Annotated in this window: 13 protein-coding genes; 3 read left to right on the top strand and 10 right to left on the bottom strand. The window is 70.9% G+C overall.

The annotated features are described in order from the left end of the window. Positions 1-468: 468 nt before the first annotated feature. Positions 469-1473 (bottom strand): stage II sporulation protein M, encoded by a 1005-nt coding sequence (locus tag VG296_RS30055; protein WP_325571874.1) that lies wholly within the window; start codon positions 1471-1473, stop codon positions 469-471. Positions 1474-1577: 104 nt separating this feature from the next. On the opposite strand from VG296_RS30055, the gene VG296_RS30060 reads away from it, so the two are divergent. Continuing rightward, a complete protein-coding gene (locus VG296_RS30060) occupies positions 1578-2444 on the top strand; it encodes an RDD family protein (protein ID WP_325571875.1) in 867 nt (288 codons plus the stop codon). Here the strand turns inward: VG296_RS30060 and ahcY are convergent. The 6 genes from ahcY to VG296_RS30090 all read right to left on the bottom strand — a co-directional run bounded on the left by ahcY (position 2362) and on the right by VG296_RS30090 (position 7551). Then, entirely contained in the window at positions 2362-3825 is a 1464-nt protein-coding gene (gene ahcY, locus VG296_RS30065; RefSeq protein WP_325571876.1) for an adenosylhomocysteinase, read from the bottom strand. The genes VG296_RS30060 and ahcY overlap by 83 nt on opposite strands. A gap of 89 nt (positions 3826-3914) precedes the next feature. Further along, on the bottom strand, positions 3915-4211 hold the full coding sequence (locus VG296_RS30070) for a WXG100 family type VII secretion target (protein WP_325571877.1): 297 nt from the start codon (positions 4209-4211) through the stop codon (positions 3915-3917). A gap of 153 nt (positions 4212-4364) precedes the next feature. Further along, positions 4365-5501 (bottom strand): SIS domain-containing protein, encoded by a 1137-nt coding sequence (locus VG296_RS30075; RefSeq protein ID WP_325571878.1) that lies wholly within the window; start codon positions 5499-5501, stop codon positions 4365-4367. A gap of 6 nt (positions 5502-5507) precedes the next feature. Beyond that, positions 5508-5690 (bottom strand): Trm112 family protein, encoded by a 183-nt coding sequence (locus VG296_RS30080; RefSeq protein ID WP_325571879.1) that lies wholly within the window; start codon positions 5688-5690, stop codon positions 5508-5510. A gap of 13 nt (positions 5691-5703) precedes the next feature. Further along, positions 5704-7095: a phosphomannomutase/phosphoglucomutase gene (locus VG296_RS30085; protein ID WP_325571880.1), complete on the bottom strand. Its 1392-nt coding sequence runs from the start codon at positions 7093-7095 to the stop codon at positions 5704-5706. Between the two features lie 48 nt (positions 7096-7143). Then, the gene (locus tag VG296_RS30090; RefSeq protein WP_325571881.1) at positions 7144-7551 is read right to left on the bottom strand and encodes a DUF3499 domain-containing protein; all 408 of its coding nucleotides are present in this window, start codon (positions 7549-7551) and stop codon (positions 7144-7146) included. A gap of 101 nt (positions 7552-7652) precedes the next feature. On the opposite strand from VG296_RS30090, the gene VG296_RS30095 reads away from it, so the two are divergent. Beyond that, entirely contained in the window at positions 7653-8114 is a 462-nt protein-coding gene (locus VG296_RS30095; protein ID WP_325571882.1) for a metallopeptidase family protein, read from the top strand. A gap of 130 nt (positions 8115-8244) precedes the next feature. Here VG296_RS30095 and VG296_RS30100 read toward each other — a convergent pair whose 3' ends face one another. The 3 genes from VG296_RS30100 to VG296_RS30110 all read right to left on the bottom strand — a co-directional run bounded on the left by VG296_RS30100 (position 8245) and on the right by VG296_RS30110 (position 14370). Then, complete coding sequence (locus VG296_RS30100; RefSeq protein WP_325571883.1) at positions 8245-9834, bottom strand: DUF5719 family protein; 1590 nt, start codon at positions 9832-9834, stop codon at positions 8245-8247. 5 nt (positions 9835-9839) lie between these two features. Further along, complete coding sequence (locus tag VG296_RS30105) at positions 9840-13940, bottom strand: glycosyltransferase (protein WP_325571884.1); 4101 nt, start codon at positions 13938-13940, stop codon at positions 9840-9842. A 172-nt stretch (positions 13941-14112) separates the two neighbouring features. Next, on the bottom strand, positions 14113-14370 hold the full coding sequence (locus VG296_RS30110; protein WP_349259758.1) for a WhiB family transcriptional regulator: 258 nt from the start codon (positions 14368-14370) through the stop codon (positions 14113-14115). Between the two features lie 652 nt (positions 14371-15022). Between VG296_RS30110 and VG296_RS30115 the strand changes: the two genes are divergently transcribed. Further along, positions 15023-15388 (top strand): hypothetical protein, encoded by a 366-nt coding sequence (locus VG296_RS30115; RefSeq protein ID WP_325571885.1) that lies wholly within the window; start codon positions 15023-15025, stop codon positions 15386-15388. The last annotated feature ends 15 nt before the right edge of the window (positions 15389-15403 follow it).

Raw genomic sequence — 15403 nt, forward strand, 5'->3', positions numbered from 1 at the left:
CTCTCCAAAAAAGAATTCCATACCTGGCCAATCAACATCCCGACGGAGGTCGGGATCAAATCAGCCAAACAAAACATTTGGCATCATAGACAAATGACACACTGTTGAGTTCTCAAGAAACAGACACACTCACCGCCTACCCGAACCCCAACGAGTCCGTATCAGCGACCGGCGCTACTTCGGTTTTGTTGCTCTGCGGTAAACCTTACCACAGTCGGCGATTGCCTCTTGCGCTTCACTTGATTTGGTCTTAAGCTGATGCTTTTCGACCTTATCGCTGCGTCTCGCTTGACCGCAACCCTTCTACCCTAGCCATCCGACCCTCTCGGGTCAAGCGGCCGGAGTCCCGAACTTCTCGGTCCGTTCCTCCGGGGCGGTGTTTAAGAGTATGCACCACGGGGCAGCGTTCTGGCCAATCCCCAGGTGACGTGAAGTCAGAAGCCTTGGGGCGGCCGGTTCAGCACGTGGCTAGGCCACGACCGGAAGCTCGTCGCTGCGGTCCATCGCACTCAGGTCACCGGTCTCGCCACGCAGGTAGGCGCGCCGACCGAGGACGAAGACGTAGCCGAGAAACGCCAGCTCAACGACCCCGCCAATGCCGATCCGGGCCGCGGTCGGCAGACCCGAGGGCGTCACGAAGGCCTCGATCAGCCCAGAGCAGGCCAGCGTCAGCATCATCCCGATCGCGACCACGCCGGTGATCCGGCCCTCCTGTTGCAGGGCCATCACACGGGAACGCGCTCCCGGCGCGATCAGTGTCCAGCCCAGCTTGAGGCCGACTCCCGCGGCGATGAAGACGGAGGTCAGTTCGAGCATCCCGTGCGGCAGGATCAGCTCGAAGAAGACGTTGCCGCGACCCGCCGAGACCATGTACGCGCCGTCCACGGCGATGTTCGCGCTGTTGACGAACAGCATGGGCAGCACCGGGATGCCGAGCAGGATCCCGGAGAACAGCGCCTCCCACGAGATGAAGAAGTTGTTCGTCCAGACCTTGAACGCGAAGTCCCGCGCCGGCGCCGAGCGGTAGTACGTCTCGAAGTCACCGCCCGGCTTCGTCAGCTGCTGCACGTAGTCCGGCGGCAGCAGCTCGTTGCGCGCGGCCGCGTCGTGGGCCAGCCAGATTCCCAGCACCAGGGCCAGCAAAAGCGACAAGATCGCGGTGATTCCCCACCACCAGCGGGCGCGGTAGAGCGCCGCGGGCAGTTTCGCCGTGAAGAAGTCACCGACCACCGTCCAGCGGGCCACGCGTGGCGCGGTCAACGCGGCCCGGGACAACGCGAGCGTGCCCGAGAGCCGGCCGACCATCTCGGCGTCCGGCAGGTTCGTGCGCACCACGGACAGGTCGCGAGCCGTCGCCTGGTGCAGCGCGAGCAACTCGTCCACCTCCGTGACGGTGAGGCGGCGCTGCCGGGCCAGGCGGTTGAGCCTGTTCCACTTGGGAGCGTTCTTCACCACGAACGCGTCGATGTCCACGGGCACACGCTAGTGGTCCGCGCGGGTTCCCGGCCAGGGCGGCGGTGCCGTAGCTTGGTTCTCCGCAGCAGATCCGTGGACCGATGCGAGGGTGGGAGCAGGCCGTGTCCGAACTGGTGGTCGCCGAAGGGGTCGCGCTGGAGCTGCGCCCCGCCAGGCTCGGCAGCCGGGCCGCGGCGCTCGTACTCGACCTGATCCTGATGGCCGTGCTGTATGAGATCTGCTACCAGCTGCTGCGGGCGCTCGCCGGATCCGGCGCCTCCGACGACACGGTCTCCGCGCTGGACATCGTCTCGATCCTGCTGGTCGCGGTCGGCTATCCGCTCGTGTGCGAGACGATCAGCTCGGGACGCTCGGTCGGCAAGCTCGCGGCGGGGCTGCGCGTCGTGCGGCTCGACGGCGGCCCGGAGCGCTTCCGGCACGCGATGGTGCGCGCGATGGCCTTGCTGTTCGCGGACATCGGGCTGCCGATCACGCTCATCACCGGGCTTCCGGTGCTCATCCTGCTCGGCCTGCCCGGCGCCGTCGCGGTGGCCTGCTCACGGCAGGGCCGGCGGCTCGGCGATCTGCTCGCCGGGACGATCGTGGTCCGGGAGCGCAGCGAGACCAGTCCGGGCACGATGCCGATGCCCCCGCATCCGGAGCTGGCGCGCTGGGCGACGACGGCCCGGGTGGAGGACGTGCCGCCCGGACTGATCCTGGCGGCACGTCAGCTGCTCTCCCGCGTCTTCGAACTCGACCGGACCGCCGCGGCCGAACTCACCGAGGAGCTGGCCCGGCAGGTCGCCGAGCACGTCTCCCCGCAGCCGCCCCGCGGTGTCGCGCCGTACCAGTACCTGGTCGCGGTCACCGCGGAGCGGTATCGCCGGGAGATCGGCGTCAACGATCCTAGTAACGGTACGTATCGGGCTTATAGGGGCCCTCGACCGGGATTCCCAGGTACGAGGACTGGCGCTCGGTCAGCGTCGTGAGCTTCACGCCCAGCGCGTCGAGGTGCAGCCGGGCGACGCGCTCGTCGAGCTGCTTCGGCAGCGTGTAGACGCCGATCGGGTACTCGTCGGGCTTGGTGAACAGCTCGATCTGCGCGAGCACCTGGTTCGCGAACGAGTTGGACATCACGAACGACGGGTGTCCGGTGGCGTTGCCCAGGTTCAGCAGCCGGCCCTCGGAGAGCACGAGCACGGTGTGGCCGTCCGCGAAGCGCCACTCGTGCACCTGCGGCTTGATCTCCTCGCGCACGATCCCCGGCGTCTTGGCCAGGCCGGCCATGTCGATCTCGTTGTCGAAGTGGCCGATGTTGCCGACGATCGCCTGGTGCTTCATCCGGCCCATGTGCTCGGCCAGGATGATGTCGCGGTTTCCGGTGCAGGTGACGAAGATGTCGCCGATGCCGACCACGTCCTCGAGGGTGGTCACCTGGTAGCCGTCCATCGCGGCCTGAAGGGCGCAGATCGGGTCGATCTCGGTGACGATGACGCGCGCTCCCTGGCCGCGCAGCGATTCGGCGCAGCCCTTGCCGACGTCGCCGTAGCCGAGCACGACCGCGACCTTGCCGCCGATCAGCACGTCGGTGGCCCGGTTGATGCCGTCGATGAGCGAGTGCCGGCAGCCGTACTTGTTGTCGAACTTCGACTTGGTGACCGCGTCGTTCACGTTGATCGCCGGGAACTTCAGGGTGCCGGCCTGGGCCATCTCGTACAGCCGGTGCACGCCGGTGGTGGTCTCCTCGGTCACGCCCTTGATCGAGTCGGTGACGCGGGTCCACTTGGTCGGGTCCGCGGCGAGCGAGGCGCGCAGCGTATCCAGGATGACGAGCCACTCCTCGGCGTCGTCGGCGGCGGCGTCCGGGACTTCCCCCGCCTTCTCAAACTCGGCGCCCTTGTGCACGAACAGGGTCGCGTCGCCGCCGTCGTCCAGGATCATGTTCGGGGTCTGGCGCTGTGCCTGATCATCTGGCCAGGTCAACGCCTGCTCGGTGCACCACCAGTACTCCTCCAGGGTCTCGCCCTTCCAGGCGAAGACCGGCACCCCGCGCGGCTCCTCGGGGGTGCCCTCGGGGCCGACCGCGATGGCCGCGGCCGCGTGGTCCTGGGTGGAGAAGATGTTGCAGGAGGCCCAACGCACCTCGGCGCCGAGCGCGACGAGGGTCTCGATGAGCACCGCGGTCTGCACGGTCATGTGCAGCGAGCCGGTGATCCGCGCCCCTTGCAGGGGACGGGAATCGGCGTACTCGCGGCGCACCGCCATCAGGCCGGGCATCTCGTGTTCGGCCAGCCGGATCTCCTTGCGGCCGAAGTCGGCCAACGAGAGATCCCGCACCTTGAAATCGGTCAGCACTGCGAGCTGGGTCATGACGACCAGATCCTCCACGCTAGTTAGGCAGGCACTACGCAGCGCGAGTCTAGTCACGACGGTGATTCCGCGTCATGAGGCGGGCGGGATCACGCCGTCCAGATCGTCGCGACCTCGGCCTCGGCCTGGCTGTAGCTGTCATGGGTTTCCAACAGCAGGGTGGCGATGTCGCGCAGCACGGTGTTCAGGTCGTCCGAGGCGTTGGCCCATTGCTGGTGCTGGTACTGGAAGGTCTCGGCCGCGGCACCCGCCCACGTCGCGAACAATGGGGCCACCTGGCGATAGAGGTCGTCAAGCAGCGCCTGGATGGCCGAGTTGGTAGACCCGGCCTTCCCTGCCATGTCCTCGATCTGCGCGAAGGTGACCTGCACTGCCCCGTCGGCCATGGTCGAGCTTCCCCCGGCTCCCTGTGCCTCTGTCGCCGCTGTTGCCGCTGTTGCTGCCGCATCGCTCACTTTATGAAATGCTACCGGCCCAGCGGCCTATGACAGAACCCCGTTATAGCTTAGTTAGTAACTCCGCTCGGTTACCGCGGTCGATCACTGCGCGGTGCGCAGCTTGAACTCCTCGATCGCCTTGCCCTGATCCGGTCCCGCGCCGACGGCGATCGCCAGGTAGCACGCGGTGAAATCGGCCAGCGCGATCAGGTACGCGGCGCGTTCCAGCGTCGTCGCCTGCTCGGCGACGACCGTGCTGAGCGGCAGATTACGTTCGTTCAACATGGCTTCGACGACGGCCGCGCGCGGCTCGACCTGGGCCTCGGAGAGCAGCACGAAGGCGGGCGCGGCGCTGCCGGTGCGCGGGCCGTCGACCTCCGGGTCGTAGAAGAGGTCTGCTTCGGATGAGGCCGCCGCGGAACCGTCGAGCAGGCCGAGCTGGCCACGGCCGAGATCCGGCAGCGAGGCGTGCAGAACCGGACGTCCGGCGCGCAACGCGGCCTGGTCCGCGAGACGCCCCGCGGCGACTGTCGCGATGGGTCCGGCCGACCACGCGGCGAGCGGGTGCTCGGCGCAGCGCAGCGCGATCTCCTTGGCCGGGTTGACGAACGGCTCCTGGCTCGGCCGGAAGCGCACCGCCGCGTCGTCCGCCGCTGCCGCCGCCGCCTCGTAGGACTGGGCCGGCAGGATCCCCGCGGCCTCGACCGCGAGCAGCGCCGGAATGGCGACGGACCACAGCCGGGCCCACACCGGTGCCGAGGCGTCCGCCATGCCGAGCAGGGCCGCCCTGGCGGGCCCGGCGAGCCGGGCCAGCTCGGAGGTCGGCGGGGCCACCACGACGATGCGGCAGCCGCGCCGGCCGGCCTCGGTCAGCGCGGCGGCGATCTCCGGGGAGCGGCCGGTGGTGGAGGCCACCACGACCAGGTCCAGCGGGCCGATCCAGCCGGGCAGGGCGGGGCCGGGCACCGAGAGGATCGGCACGCTCGCCCCGGCGCCGACCACGGCCGAGATCAGCTTGGCCACGGTGGCGCCGGTGCCGTAGCCGAGCAGCACCAGGGCGCGCGGACGGCCGTCCGCCGCCACCGCGTCCAGCACCGGCCCGGCCTCCGGGTCCAGCTCGCGCAGCGCGGCGGCCCGGCGGATCCGGGCGCCGCTCATCGCGACCAGGCGCAGCGTGCCGCCCTGGTCGGCCTCCTCCAGGGCCTGCGGGTCGGCCAGCAGCTCCTCGGGATTCGTCACGGCGGGTTACGCGGCCTTCCGCGCCTCGTCGATCAGCAGCACCGGGATGTGGTCGCGCACCGGATAGGCCAGCCCGCAGGCGGCGTCGGTGCACACCAGCTCTCCGGCCTCCGCCTCCTCGCGCAGCGGCGCGTGGCAGTTCGGGCAGACCAGGATCTCCAGCAGGCTCGGCTCGATCAGCGTGCTCATGTACTCAGGCCTCCTAGGCGCGGACGATGGCGAGGACCTCGTCGCGCAGCGCGGCGACCTCGTCGGTGCTGCGCGCCTCGATGTTCAGGCGCAGCAGCGGCTCGGTGTTGGACGGACGCAGGTTGAACCACCAGCCCTCGGCGGCCAGCGCCACGGTCATCCCGTCCAGGTCGTCGATCTCGATCCCGGGCCGGTCGGCGAAGGCGGCGCGCACCGCGGCGGTGCGCCCGGCCTGGTCGGCCACCTCGGAGTTGATCTCGCCGGAGGCGGCGTAGCGCGAGTACTCGGCGGTCAGCTCGGACAGCGGGCGCGGCTGCTCGCCGAGCGCGGCCAGCACGTGCATCGCGGCCAGCATGCCGGTGTCGGCCTTCCAGAAGTCCGCGAAGTAGTAGTGCGCGGAGTGCTCGCCGCCGAAGACCGCGCCGGAGTTCGCCATCTCCTGCTTGATGAAGGAGTGGCCGACGCGGGTGCGCACCGGGACGCCGCCGTGCTCGCGGACGATCTCCGGCACCGCGTGCGAGGTGATCAGATTGTGGATGATCGTAGCGCCCGGGTGCTTGGCCAGCTCGCGCACCGCGACCAGCGCGGTGACCGAGGACGGGGAGACCGGCTCGCCGCGCTCGTCCACCACGAAGCAGCGGTCGGCGTCGCCGTCGAAGGCCAGGCCGATGTCCGCGCCGACCTCGACGACCTTCTTCTGCAGGTCGACCAGGTTCTTCGGGTCAAGCGGGTTGGCCTCGTGGTTCGGGAAGGAGCCGTCCAGCTCGAAGTACATCGGCACCAGGTCGAGCGGCAGGCCGTGGAAGACGGTCGGCACGGTGTGCCCGCCCATTCCGTTGCCCGCGTCCACCACGACCTTGAGCGGCCGGATCCCGGTGAGGTCGACCAGCGAGCGCAGGTACGCGGCGTACGCGGTGAGCAGGTCGCGCTCGGAGATCGAACCCTGCTTCTCGGCCGGGGTGAAGACCGAGCCGGGCTCGGCCAGCTCCCGCGCGGCCAGCTCGCGGATCTCGGAAAGGCCGGTGTCCTGGCCGACCGGGGCGGCGCCGGCCCGGCACATCTTGATGCCGTTGTACCTGGCCGGGTTGTGGCTCGCGGTGAACATCGCGCCGGGCAGGTTCAGGTGTCCGGAGGCGAAGTAGAGCTGGTCGGTGGACGCCAGGCCGATCTTGACGACGTCGGCGCCCTGGCCGGCCGCGCCGCGCGCGAAGGCGTCGGACAGGTCCGGGGAGGAGGGCCGCATGTCGTAGCCGATGGTGATCGCCGTGGCGCCGAGGACGCGCACGAAAGCCGCGCCCAGGGCCTGCGCGATCGACTCGTCGAGCTGGTCGGGTACGGTGCCGCGGACGTCGTAGGCCTTCACCAGGTGGGTCAGGTCGCCTGCGGTCGGGTGCGGGGCGGTCACGGTGTCTCGGCTCCGTTTCGGGTCGGTCGGGGTCCGTCCCGGCAGAGCCTACCGGTTGGCCGTGAAGGCGGTGCCGTCCGAGTCGTCGACCGGACGCAGGTGGCCGCGGCGCGGCGGCCGGTCGCCCTGGTGCACCACGCGGTTGGGCGCCTCCGCGGGCGGGGCGGGCGCGGGCGCCGGGGCCCGGGCCGCCTCGCGCACCGCGTTGGCCAGCGCCTCGAGGTCGTCGGTGGACGGGGCGCGGCGGCCGGTCTCCGGCGGCGAGAGCCTGACGATCTGCCAGCCGCGCGGCGCGGTCAGCCGCTCCGAGTGCTCGGCGCACAGGTCGTAGCAGTGCGGTTCGGCGAAGGTGGCGAGCGGTCCGAGCACGGCGGTCGAGTCCGCGTAGACGTAGGTCAGCGTGGCGACCGCCTGGCGACTGCAGGCGCTGCGCGAACAGCGACGGACAAGGCTCACGTGCGCGAGTGTATTGCGATACGGGGCCGGGCGGCCATACGCCGCGCCCGTCGTTCTTCACACGAACGCGAGATGCCTGACTGTGTATTACTGTCAGTGGCGTGCATGGTAAGTCGGGTATCCCCTCCTCGCCGCCGCCTGGCCAGCCGCGACGCCGCAAGACGCGCGACCGCCGGGGGCGTGGCATCCGCGGGCCGCTGGCCCCGGCCGAGCTGCCGCTCAGCCTGACCCGCGCGGAGAAGTTCGACGATCTGGTGCTGGACGCGGTCGAGCGGCTCGAGCAGCGCTGGCCGCAGCTGGCGGCGGTGGAGTTCGCCGTGGAGCAGGTCCCGCCGCCGGGCGCCGAGTTCTGGTCGGCTGACCCGGTGCCGCTGGGCCGGGCGATCCGGGCGGCCAGTGGCGAGCCGGACCGGATCGTCGTCTACCGGCGGCCGACCGAGGTGCGCGCGGCGACCCAGGCCGAGCTCGTGCCGCTGGTGTACGAGGTCGTGGTCGAGCAGGTCGCCGAGCTGCTGGGGCTGGACCCGGAGATCATCGACCCGGAGACGGACGACGAGGAGTGACGGCCGGCAGCCGAATGCACGTCAGGTCGGATATCCGTTAAGTCAGCTGTCCGTCAAGCCGGCTGTCCTTCAGGTCGGCTGTTCTTCAGGTCGGCTGTTCTTCAGGTCGGCGGCCGCCGGTTCGCGCCGCTCAGTTCTGCGGCACGAGCCCCGAGGAGTCCTGTCCGACGGCCGGCACGGTGACCGTCTCGGCGGCCGTGGTCAGCGTCTGGATGCTCAGGTTGCTTCCCGTGGCGTAGATCCGCGCGGCGTAGACGTGCTGCGCGCCGTTCAGCGGCGTGACCATGAGTGCGAAGTCGCCGCTCGCGCCCTTCGGCTCGGCCAGCGGGGCGTTCACGGTCTGGCCGGCGGGCACCGAGACCGTGGCCCTGGCGCTCGCCGGGTTGTTGCCCGAGCCGGTCTCGGTGAGCTTGACCTGAGCCGCGCTGCTGCCGTTGTTGGTCAGCGTGACCACGGAGTTCGAGGTGTTGTCCGCCACGATCCCATCACCGCTGAGCGGCAGCACGGGGCTGATGTACGCGGTGTCCTGGCCGCCGTTGTCCGACTGGCTCACCTTCACCTCGCCGACGAGCGGGATCGCGCCGCCGCTGCCACCGGCGACCGGCAGGCACTGGTTGGAGGCGCTGTTCGCGCCGCACACCTCCAACGCGGCGAACTCCCCGGACTGGGGCACGGAGCTGAGGTCGACCGTCGCCGTCTTGCCTTGGACCAGGTTGCCGGAGAACGAGGAGCCGCCGACCGCCGGCTGGATCGTGGAGTGGCCGACCCAGCGCAGCGCCACGGCCGCGCCCGCGGTCGGGGACAGCACCGTGAGCTGAACCTTCTCGTTGTTCTCCGACTGCGGGATGCCCGGGAAGACGAGCATGGTCGCCGACTTCTGGCTGTCGACGAAGTCGCGCCCGCCGCCGTTGCCGTCCCAGTCGAGCACCGAGGCGGCGATCCGGCCGGAGCTCGCGACGACGTGGATCGCGTACGGCGCGCCCTGCTTCTGCGTGTCGAGCGTGTTGACCAGCTCGGACTTCTGCGACTTGGGCGAGATCGTGATGCCCTGCAGCGAGGTCGCCTCCTCGCCCTGCGCAAGCTGGCCGCCCGCGGTGTACATCGTGATGCTGACGCTGGCCGACTGGTTGTCCGCGTTGACCATGTTCAGCATCGCGTACGCCGAGGAGTCGGTGCCCAGGCCGACGAACCACATGTCGGTGTCCGGGCTGCCGCAGTTCTGCGAGGCCAGGCCGCGGGTGTTGCTGTTCGAGCCGGAGGGCATGGTCTCGGTCACGGTGAACCCGGCCGCGTCGGCGCCGGTGGCCGTGGCGATCACCGGGTTGTTGACGTCCTCCGCGGCCTCCGACCCACCGGAGACGCCGGACGCGGTGCTCAGCGTGCCCGCCTTGCCCGCGGTGAGCAGGCTGTTGCTGCCCTGCAGCTGGCCGACGGACTCGCCGGAACTGCCGGAGACCGACACCGTTCCCGGGGTGAAGGTGCTGATGTTCGTCGAGCTGCTGTCCTTGACCAGCGGGCAGACGACCGTGGCGCTGCTGATCGGGGTGGTCGTGGACTGCGCGGCCGACTTGCTTGCCGAGGCCGCCGAGCTGGCCGCGGGCTTGGCGTAGCCGTAGCCGACGCCGATCACCAGCGCGGCGATGACGACACCGGCGACCTGAATCCGCCGCCCGGCGCTAGCGGCCGGACCGAGCCGGGAGGACTTCTGATTGCTGCTCACCGGCCCTACCACCCTTCCTGACCGTGCTGCGGTTGCTGCTGCGGTTGCTGCGGTTGCTGATCTGGCTGCGCGCCGTAGCCCGGGTACTGCTCGAACTCCGGATAGTGCTCGGCGGCGGGCGACGGCTGCTCATGCTGCGGGTACTGCTCTTGGGGGTACTGCTCCTGCTGCTGGTACTGCTCTTGTTGCTGGTACTGCTCCTGCGGATATTGCTCGTGCTGCGGGTACTGCTCCTGCGAGTACTGATCTTGCTGCGGGTACTGCTCTTGCGGGTATTGCTGGTACTGCGAGTCCCGATATTGCTGCGGCTGCTCGTAGGGCTGCGGCTGCTCGTACGGCTGCTGCTGCTCGTACGAGGCGTACTGCTGCTGGGGCTGCTCCGCATAGCCGTACTGCTCATACGAGGCGTACTGCTGCTGCGGCTGCTCCGCGTACGGCTGCTGCTGTTCCGGGTAGCCGTACTGCTCGTAACCCTGCTGCGGGTACGCCTCGTACGACTGCTCGTAGTTCTGGTTCTGGTTCTGGTTCTGGTACGCGCCGGATTCGTAGCCGTACTCGGCCTCCGGCTGGTAGACCTCGGCGTTGACGGCCTGCGCGGTCTCGTAGACCGGGGCGTCGTATGTCTCGACGGCGGGAGCCTCGGCCTGCGTCGGCATGCTGACGGGCTCGGGCTCTTCTTCGTACGCCGCCGGGGCCGGCTCGTACGCGGGTTCCGGTGCGTACGCCGGTGGTGCGGGCTCGTACGCGGGCGCCGTGGCCCTGACGGGAGCGGGCTCGGGCTCCGCCTCGACGGCCGGGTCCGGCTCCATCTTGCCCGGCTCGCCGGCCGCCGCCGCGGCCTGCGCGTACTCGTCCTCCTCGTCGTGCTCGTTCTCGGGCCGACGGCCGAAGGGCAGCGCCATGATCGTGGCCGCGGCGAACGCGAGGGCCTCGCCGAGCAGCCAGAAGGTGTGCGTGTACGACTGGTAGCCGATGCTGATCGTGCCCGCGCCGGACGGGACGGTCCAGGCCTGCAGGCCGTTGGCCAGCGTGGTCGAGGGCAGCTTCTGACCGTTCTCCTTCGCGGTCCAGCCGCCGTCCGCCGCCTCGGCGAGCACCAGCACCCGGCCCGACGCGCCGGCCGGGACGTTCACCGACGCCGTCACGTCCTGGGAGCAGACCGCGGCGGAGCCCCGGGCCGTGCTGCCCGGGCTCGAGGTCGAGCCGGTGCACTGATACTGCAGCTGGATGGCCGCGCCCTTCGCGTCCTGCAGGGCGACCCGGCCGACGGTGCCGTTGACCTGCCAGTACTCGGTCGAGCTGCCGGTGCTGCCGGTCAGCGTGTCCTGGGTGAGGCCGGAGGTGCTGCCGAGCCCGTGGGTGATCGCGTCGGGCACGGAGGCGGCCGCCCAGATGTAGCCGATGTCCAGGCTGGCCAGGCCCTGCGCCACGTTGCCGCCGCTGCCGGAGAGCAGTTGGCCGACGATCCCGTCGAGCTTCGTGGTCTGAGCGGCCGTCAGGTGGATGTCCGCGTCGCCGATGATCGGGCCGGAGCCGCGGGCGACGGTGTAGGCCACGGTGCCGTTGGCGCCCGCGGTGAGCGTCAGGGTGCGTACCTGCGCGGCGCTCGCGTTCTCGGCCGCGAGGTACTGCGGCAGGCCCGCGGCGACCCGGCCCACGGGGTTCTCCGCGCCGCGCAGCAGCCACCAGCCGCCCGCGGCGACCGGGGCGAGCACGGCGGCGGCGGTGACCAGCACGCTGACCGGCTGGCGCCAGCCGAACGCGGCCCCGGCGATCCGCTCGCGGGCGCCCTCGGCGCCGACCATGGTCGCGGTGATCAGGCCGAAGCCGAGCAGCGCGGTGGACACGCCGGGCCACGGCACGACGCCGACCGCGGCGTCGGTCGGGGTGACGGTGGTGCGGGTCAGGACGAGCGCGGAGCCGAAGCCGAGCAGCGTGATCATCCACGCGGAGACCACGACGCGCCGCCGGGTGCCGCGCAGCAGCGCGGCCAGCGCCGTCAGCAGCAGGCCGGCGCCGAACCAGAACGGGTAGGTGCCCGGGCCGCCCGGGTCGCCGAGCAGCAGGCCGAGCGGCGAGGAGGTCGGCGAGTCCAGGCCGTAGCCCGCGGCGCCCATCTCGGTCAGGAACGAGCTCGGGTGCTGCAGCAGCGTGAGCGACCAGGGCGCGAGCACCACCATCGGGGTGCCGAGCACGATCGCCATGCGGATCGCGGTGACGAAGAGGTTCGAGCGGGTGCGCCAGGCGACCGAGACCAGCGCGACCGCGCCGGCGACCGCGGTGAGCGCCCAGACCACCGGGGCGAAGGCCGTCGCGAGCATCAGCATGAAGGCGCAGGTCCACGCGGAGCGGGTGTTGCCCGCGCGACTCGAGCTGCCGATCGCGCTCGCGGCCGTGGTGACGATCAGCGGCAGCAGCGCGACGGCCATCGCCGAGCCGAGCCGTCCGGTGGCGACCGCGCCGAGCGATACGGCGAGCAGGCCGTAGGCGTAGCCGCCCCAGATTCGCAGCCCGGCCGAGTCGGTCACCCGCTTGAAGGCGTAGGAGGCGCTCAGGCCCGCCAGCGGCACGGAGCCGAGCAGCAGCACCAGGACGGCGAGGCTGGCCTTGCCGAACAGGATCGTGCCGAGCAGCGCGACCAGGCCGAGGTAGGCGGGGGCGACGGAGTTGGTGCCGAGGCCGACGCCGTGCCAGGCGGAGACGTACTCGTGCCACACGTCGCTGGAGCCGCCGGGGGTGGGCAGCAGTGCGCCGCCCGCGAGCGTGCCGCTGAACAGCAGGCTGCGCCCGGCGATCAGCGCGACGGCGGTCAGGCCGATGCCGACCGCGATGATCGGCTTCCTGATCAGCCTCTTGACGAGGGCCAAGGAGTCGGTCTCCAGCGACTCGGCCTCCTCCGAGACCGGGCCGGACTCGGCCGAGCCGTGCCGGGAGGCGTTGACCCCGCCGTCCATGGCCTTGTCGCCGCGGATCTGCGTCCAGATGTTGTCGATCGCGGCCCGGGTGAGCGCGCCGCGCGGCGGCAGCAGCATGGCCACCTCGAGCGGGTCGGCCTCCCGGAACCTTCGGCGGGCCGCGCGGCCCCGCAGTATCCGGTCTGGCCGGGCGGCGAAGCCGAGCATCGCGAAGAACTCGTCGGAGGCCAGGCCCGGGCTCTTGGCGATCAGGTGGCCGAGCACCCGGAACAGGGTGCCGATGATCAGCCGGAGGTAGAGGAAGGGCCACAGGATGGACGGCCGGTTGACCGCCACGGCGTAGAGCGCGTGGGTGCGGTCGAGCAGCTGCGGCCGGTTGGGGCCGGCGTCCACCCGGCGGCGCTCGCGGGCCGAGGCCTCGGCGTGCCGGATGACGGCCTCGGGCGCGACGATGACGCGGTAGCCGGCGTTGTTGGCCCGCCAGCAGAAGTCGAGGTCGTCGCGGAACAGCGAGATGGCGCGGTCGAAGCCCTTGAGCTGGTCCCACACGTCGCGGCGGATCAGCATGCCGGCCGAGCCGACGGAGAGCACCGGGCGGACCTCGTCGTACTGGCCCTGGTCGTGCTCGCCGCGCTCCAGGCCGGTCCAGCGGCGGCCGTTGCCGGCGACCGTGACGCCGACCTCGAGCAGCTGCCTGCGGTCGTACCAGCCGTGCACCTTGGGGCCGATGGCGGCCACGTGGTCGCTCGGGTGCTCCGCGGAGTACTCCTCGGCGGTCAGCAGCAGCTGGCCGAGGCAGTCCGGGGACGGGGCGCTGTCGTCGTGCAGCAGCCAGACCCACTCGATGGGGGCGGCCGCGTCGTAGCCCATCTCGTCGAAGCCGACCGGCTCGGAGTTCTTCAGGCCGTAGGAGACCGCGGTGCCGTAGCCGGTGGAGCGCTTGCGCTCGAGCACGAGGTCCGAGCCGAGCGCGCCCCGCAACAGCTCGGCCGAACGGTCCCGGGAGCCGGTGTCGACGGCGATGATCCGCTGCACCGGGCGCTGCTGGCCGAGCAGCGACTCGAGCACGGTGGGCAGCCAGCGCTCGCCGTCGTGGCTGACCAGGACGGCGGTCACGACATGGCGGCGCAGCGCTTCGTGCGGGTTTGCGGCGTACGCGCGGGAGCGCGTTTGCGGTGCGTACTCTGACATGCGAGGCGACGACCCGGGTCTCGACGGCGGTTTTCACCCCGCCGCCACCACGCGTCCGCGCGGCTACGGCGGTTGCCCCACCCTAGTAGACGCGACCGGAAATCGGGGCGCCGTCGCGTTAATTGTCCGTATTGATACGGAAATCCGGGACAAAACGCAGGCTCGAGAAGGCTCAGGCAGCCTTCTTCTTCAGCCGTCGGCGCTCCCGCTCGGACAGGCCGCCCCAGATGCCGAAACGCTCGTCGTGGGCCAGCGCGTACTCCAGGCACTCGGCCTTGACCTCGCAGGCCAGGCACACCCGCTTGGCCTCACGGGTGGAGCCGCCCTTCTCCGGGAAGAAGGACTCCGGATCGGTCTGCGCGCACAGGGCGCGCTCCTGCCAGCTCATTTCCTCGTCGAAGCCGCCGAACAGCGGGAAGACCTCGGTCACGCCCTCGCCTCCCGTCCTGTGTGCCACGCACGGCGCGCGGAGGCTCGCCATCCGCCGCTGCCCCGGCATCGTCCGTACTTTTATCGCCATTGTCGTGCCGTATGAATACGGCCCGTGCCTATCGCGACCACCTCTGATGACGCGGCGTCACAAGCCGGTGGCCTGATGGAAATTACACGCGCGTCGTTCCACGGGCGTCAAGCCGGGATCTGATAGCGGGGGCCTTATTCACTCGGAGGGAGCAGCGGCAGGGGGTGCCACACGGCGTGTCCCGCAGCGGCGCCACCTGCGACGCGGTGAGCCGCATCGAAGGGCCCGTCGAAAGCGCTTGGTCCGATGAATTGCACCCGATCGAGTGAACAACCCTCTGACCACGGTGCGTAGGCACCCGAATGCACGGCGCCGTATGGGGGGTTGCGCGGCGACTTGTCGGGCCCGGTCGCCGTGCTACCCTCGACCCATCATGAGCGGGCCACGAGTAGTTCTCGGCACGCGCCCGGCCGGTCATCGGCCGGAGCGCGGCGCGAGCCTGCCCACGCTCATCTCCCGCAGCTGTTGTTGTCGCTGTAGCTGACCCCGTCCAGGGCGCGCGAACGCGGCGGACGGGGACTTCCTCCGCCGGCCGCAGCCCAACAGACGGGACTCACTCCTCATGGCTCCGCGTATCGCCGCGAACCCCGCCACCATCACGCCCGACCTGGCGATGGTGCTGCACGACGCCAAGCCGCACCCGCAGCTCGGCTCCCCCGCGCCGCGGCCGCCGAGCACCGCCCAGCTGGGCAACGCGGCGGCGGCCATAGCGGCCGGGCTCGCGCTGCCCCCGGGGGCGGACGCGGCGGAGCAGACGGACGCCGACCTCGCCGGGCTGCGCGCCTCCTATCTGCTGCCGCCGGGCACCCGCGCCCGGGTGCACCGGACCGGGCCGTCCGGCGTGCTGCTGCTCGCCCCGTCCGCCGCGCCGCGCGCCGTCGCGATGGCCGCGCCGGGCGTCTACGTGGTCGTCGAGGTCGCGGGCTGAGGGACTCCCCGGCCA

The organism is Actinospica sp., assembly GCF_035552695.1.
In the GTDB taxonomy this organism is placed as follows: domain Bacteria; phylum Actinomycetota; class Actinomycetes; order Streptomycetales; family Catenulisporaceae; genus Actinospica.

What these genes read in the sequence shown, in the direction of transcription:
- ahcY (WP_325571876.1), bottom strand. Translation starts at nt 3,825, where the DNA reads ATGACCCAGCTCGCAGTGCTGACCGATTTCAAGGTGCGGGATCTCTCG.
- VG296_RS30070 (WP_325571877.1), bottom strand. Translation starts at nt 4,211, where the DNA reads ATGGCCGACGGGGCAGTGCAGGTCACCTTCGCGCAGATCGAGGACATG.
- VG296_RS30105 (WP_325571884.1), bottom strand. Translation starts at nt 13,940, where the DNA reads ATGTCAGAGTACGCACCGCAAACGCGCTCCCGCGCGTACGCCGCAAAC.
- VG296_RS30115 (WP_325571885.1), top strand. Translation starts at nt 15,023, where the DNA reads ATGGCTCCGCGTATCGCCGCGAACCCCGCCACCATCACGCCCGACCTG.
- VG296_RS30080 (WP_325571879.1), bottom strand. Translation starts at nt 5,690, where the DNA reads ATGAGCACGCTGATCGAGCCGAGCCTGCTGGAGATCCTGGTCTGCCCG.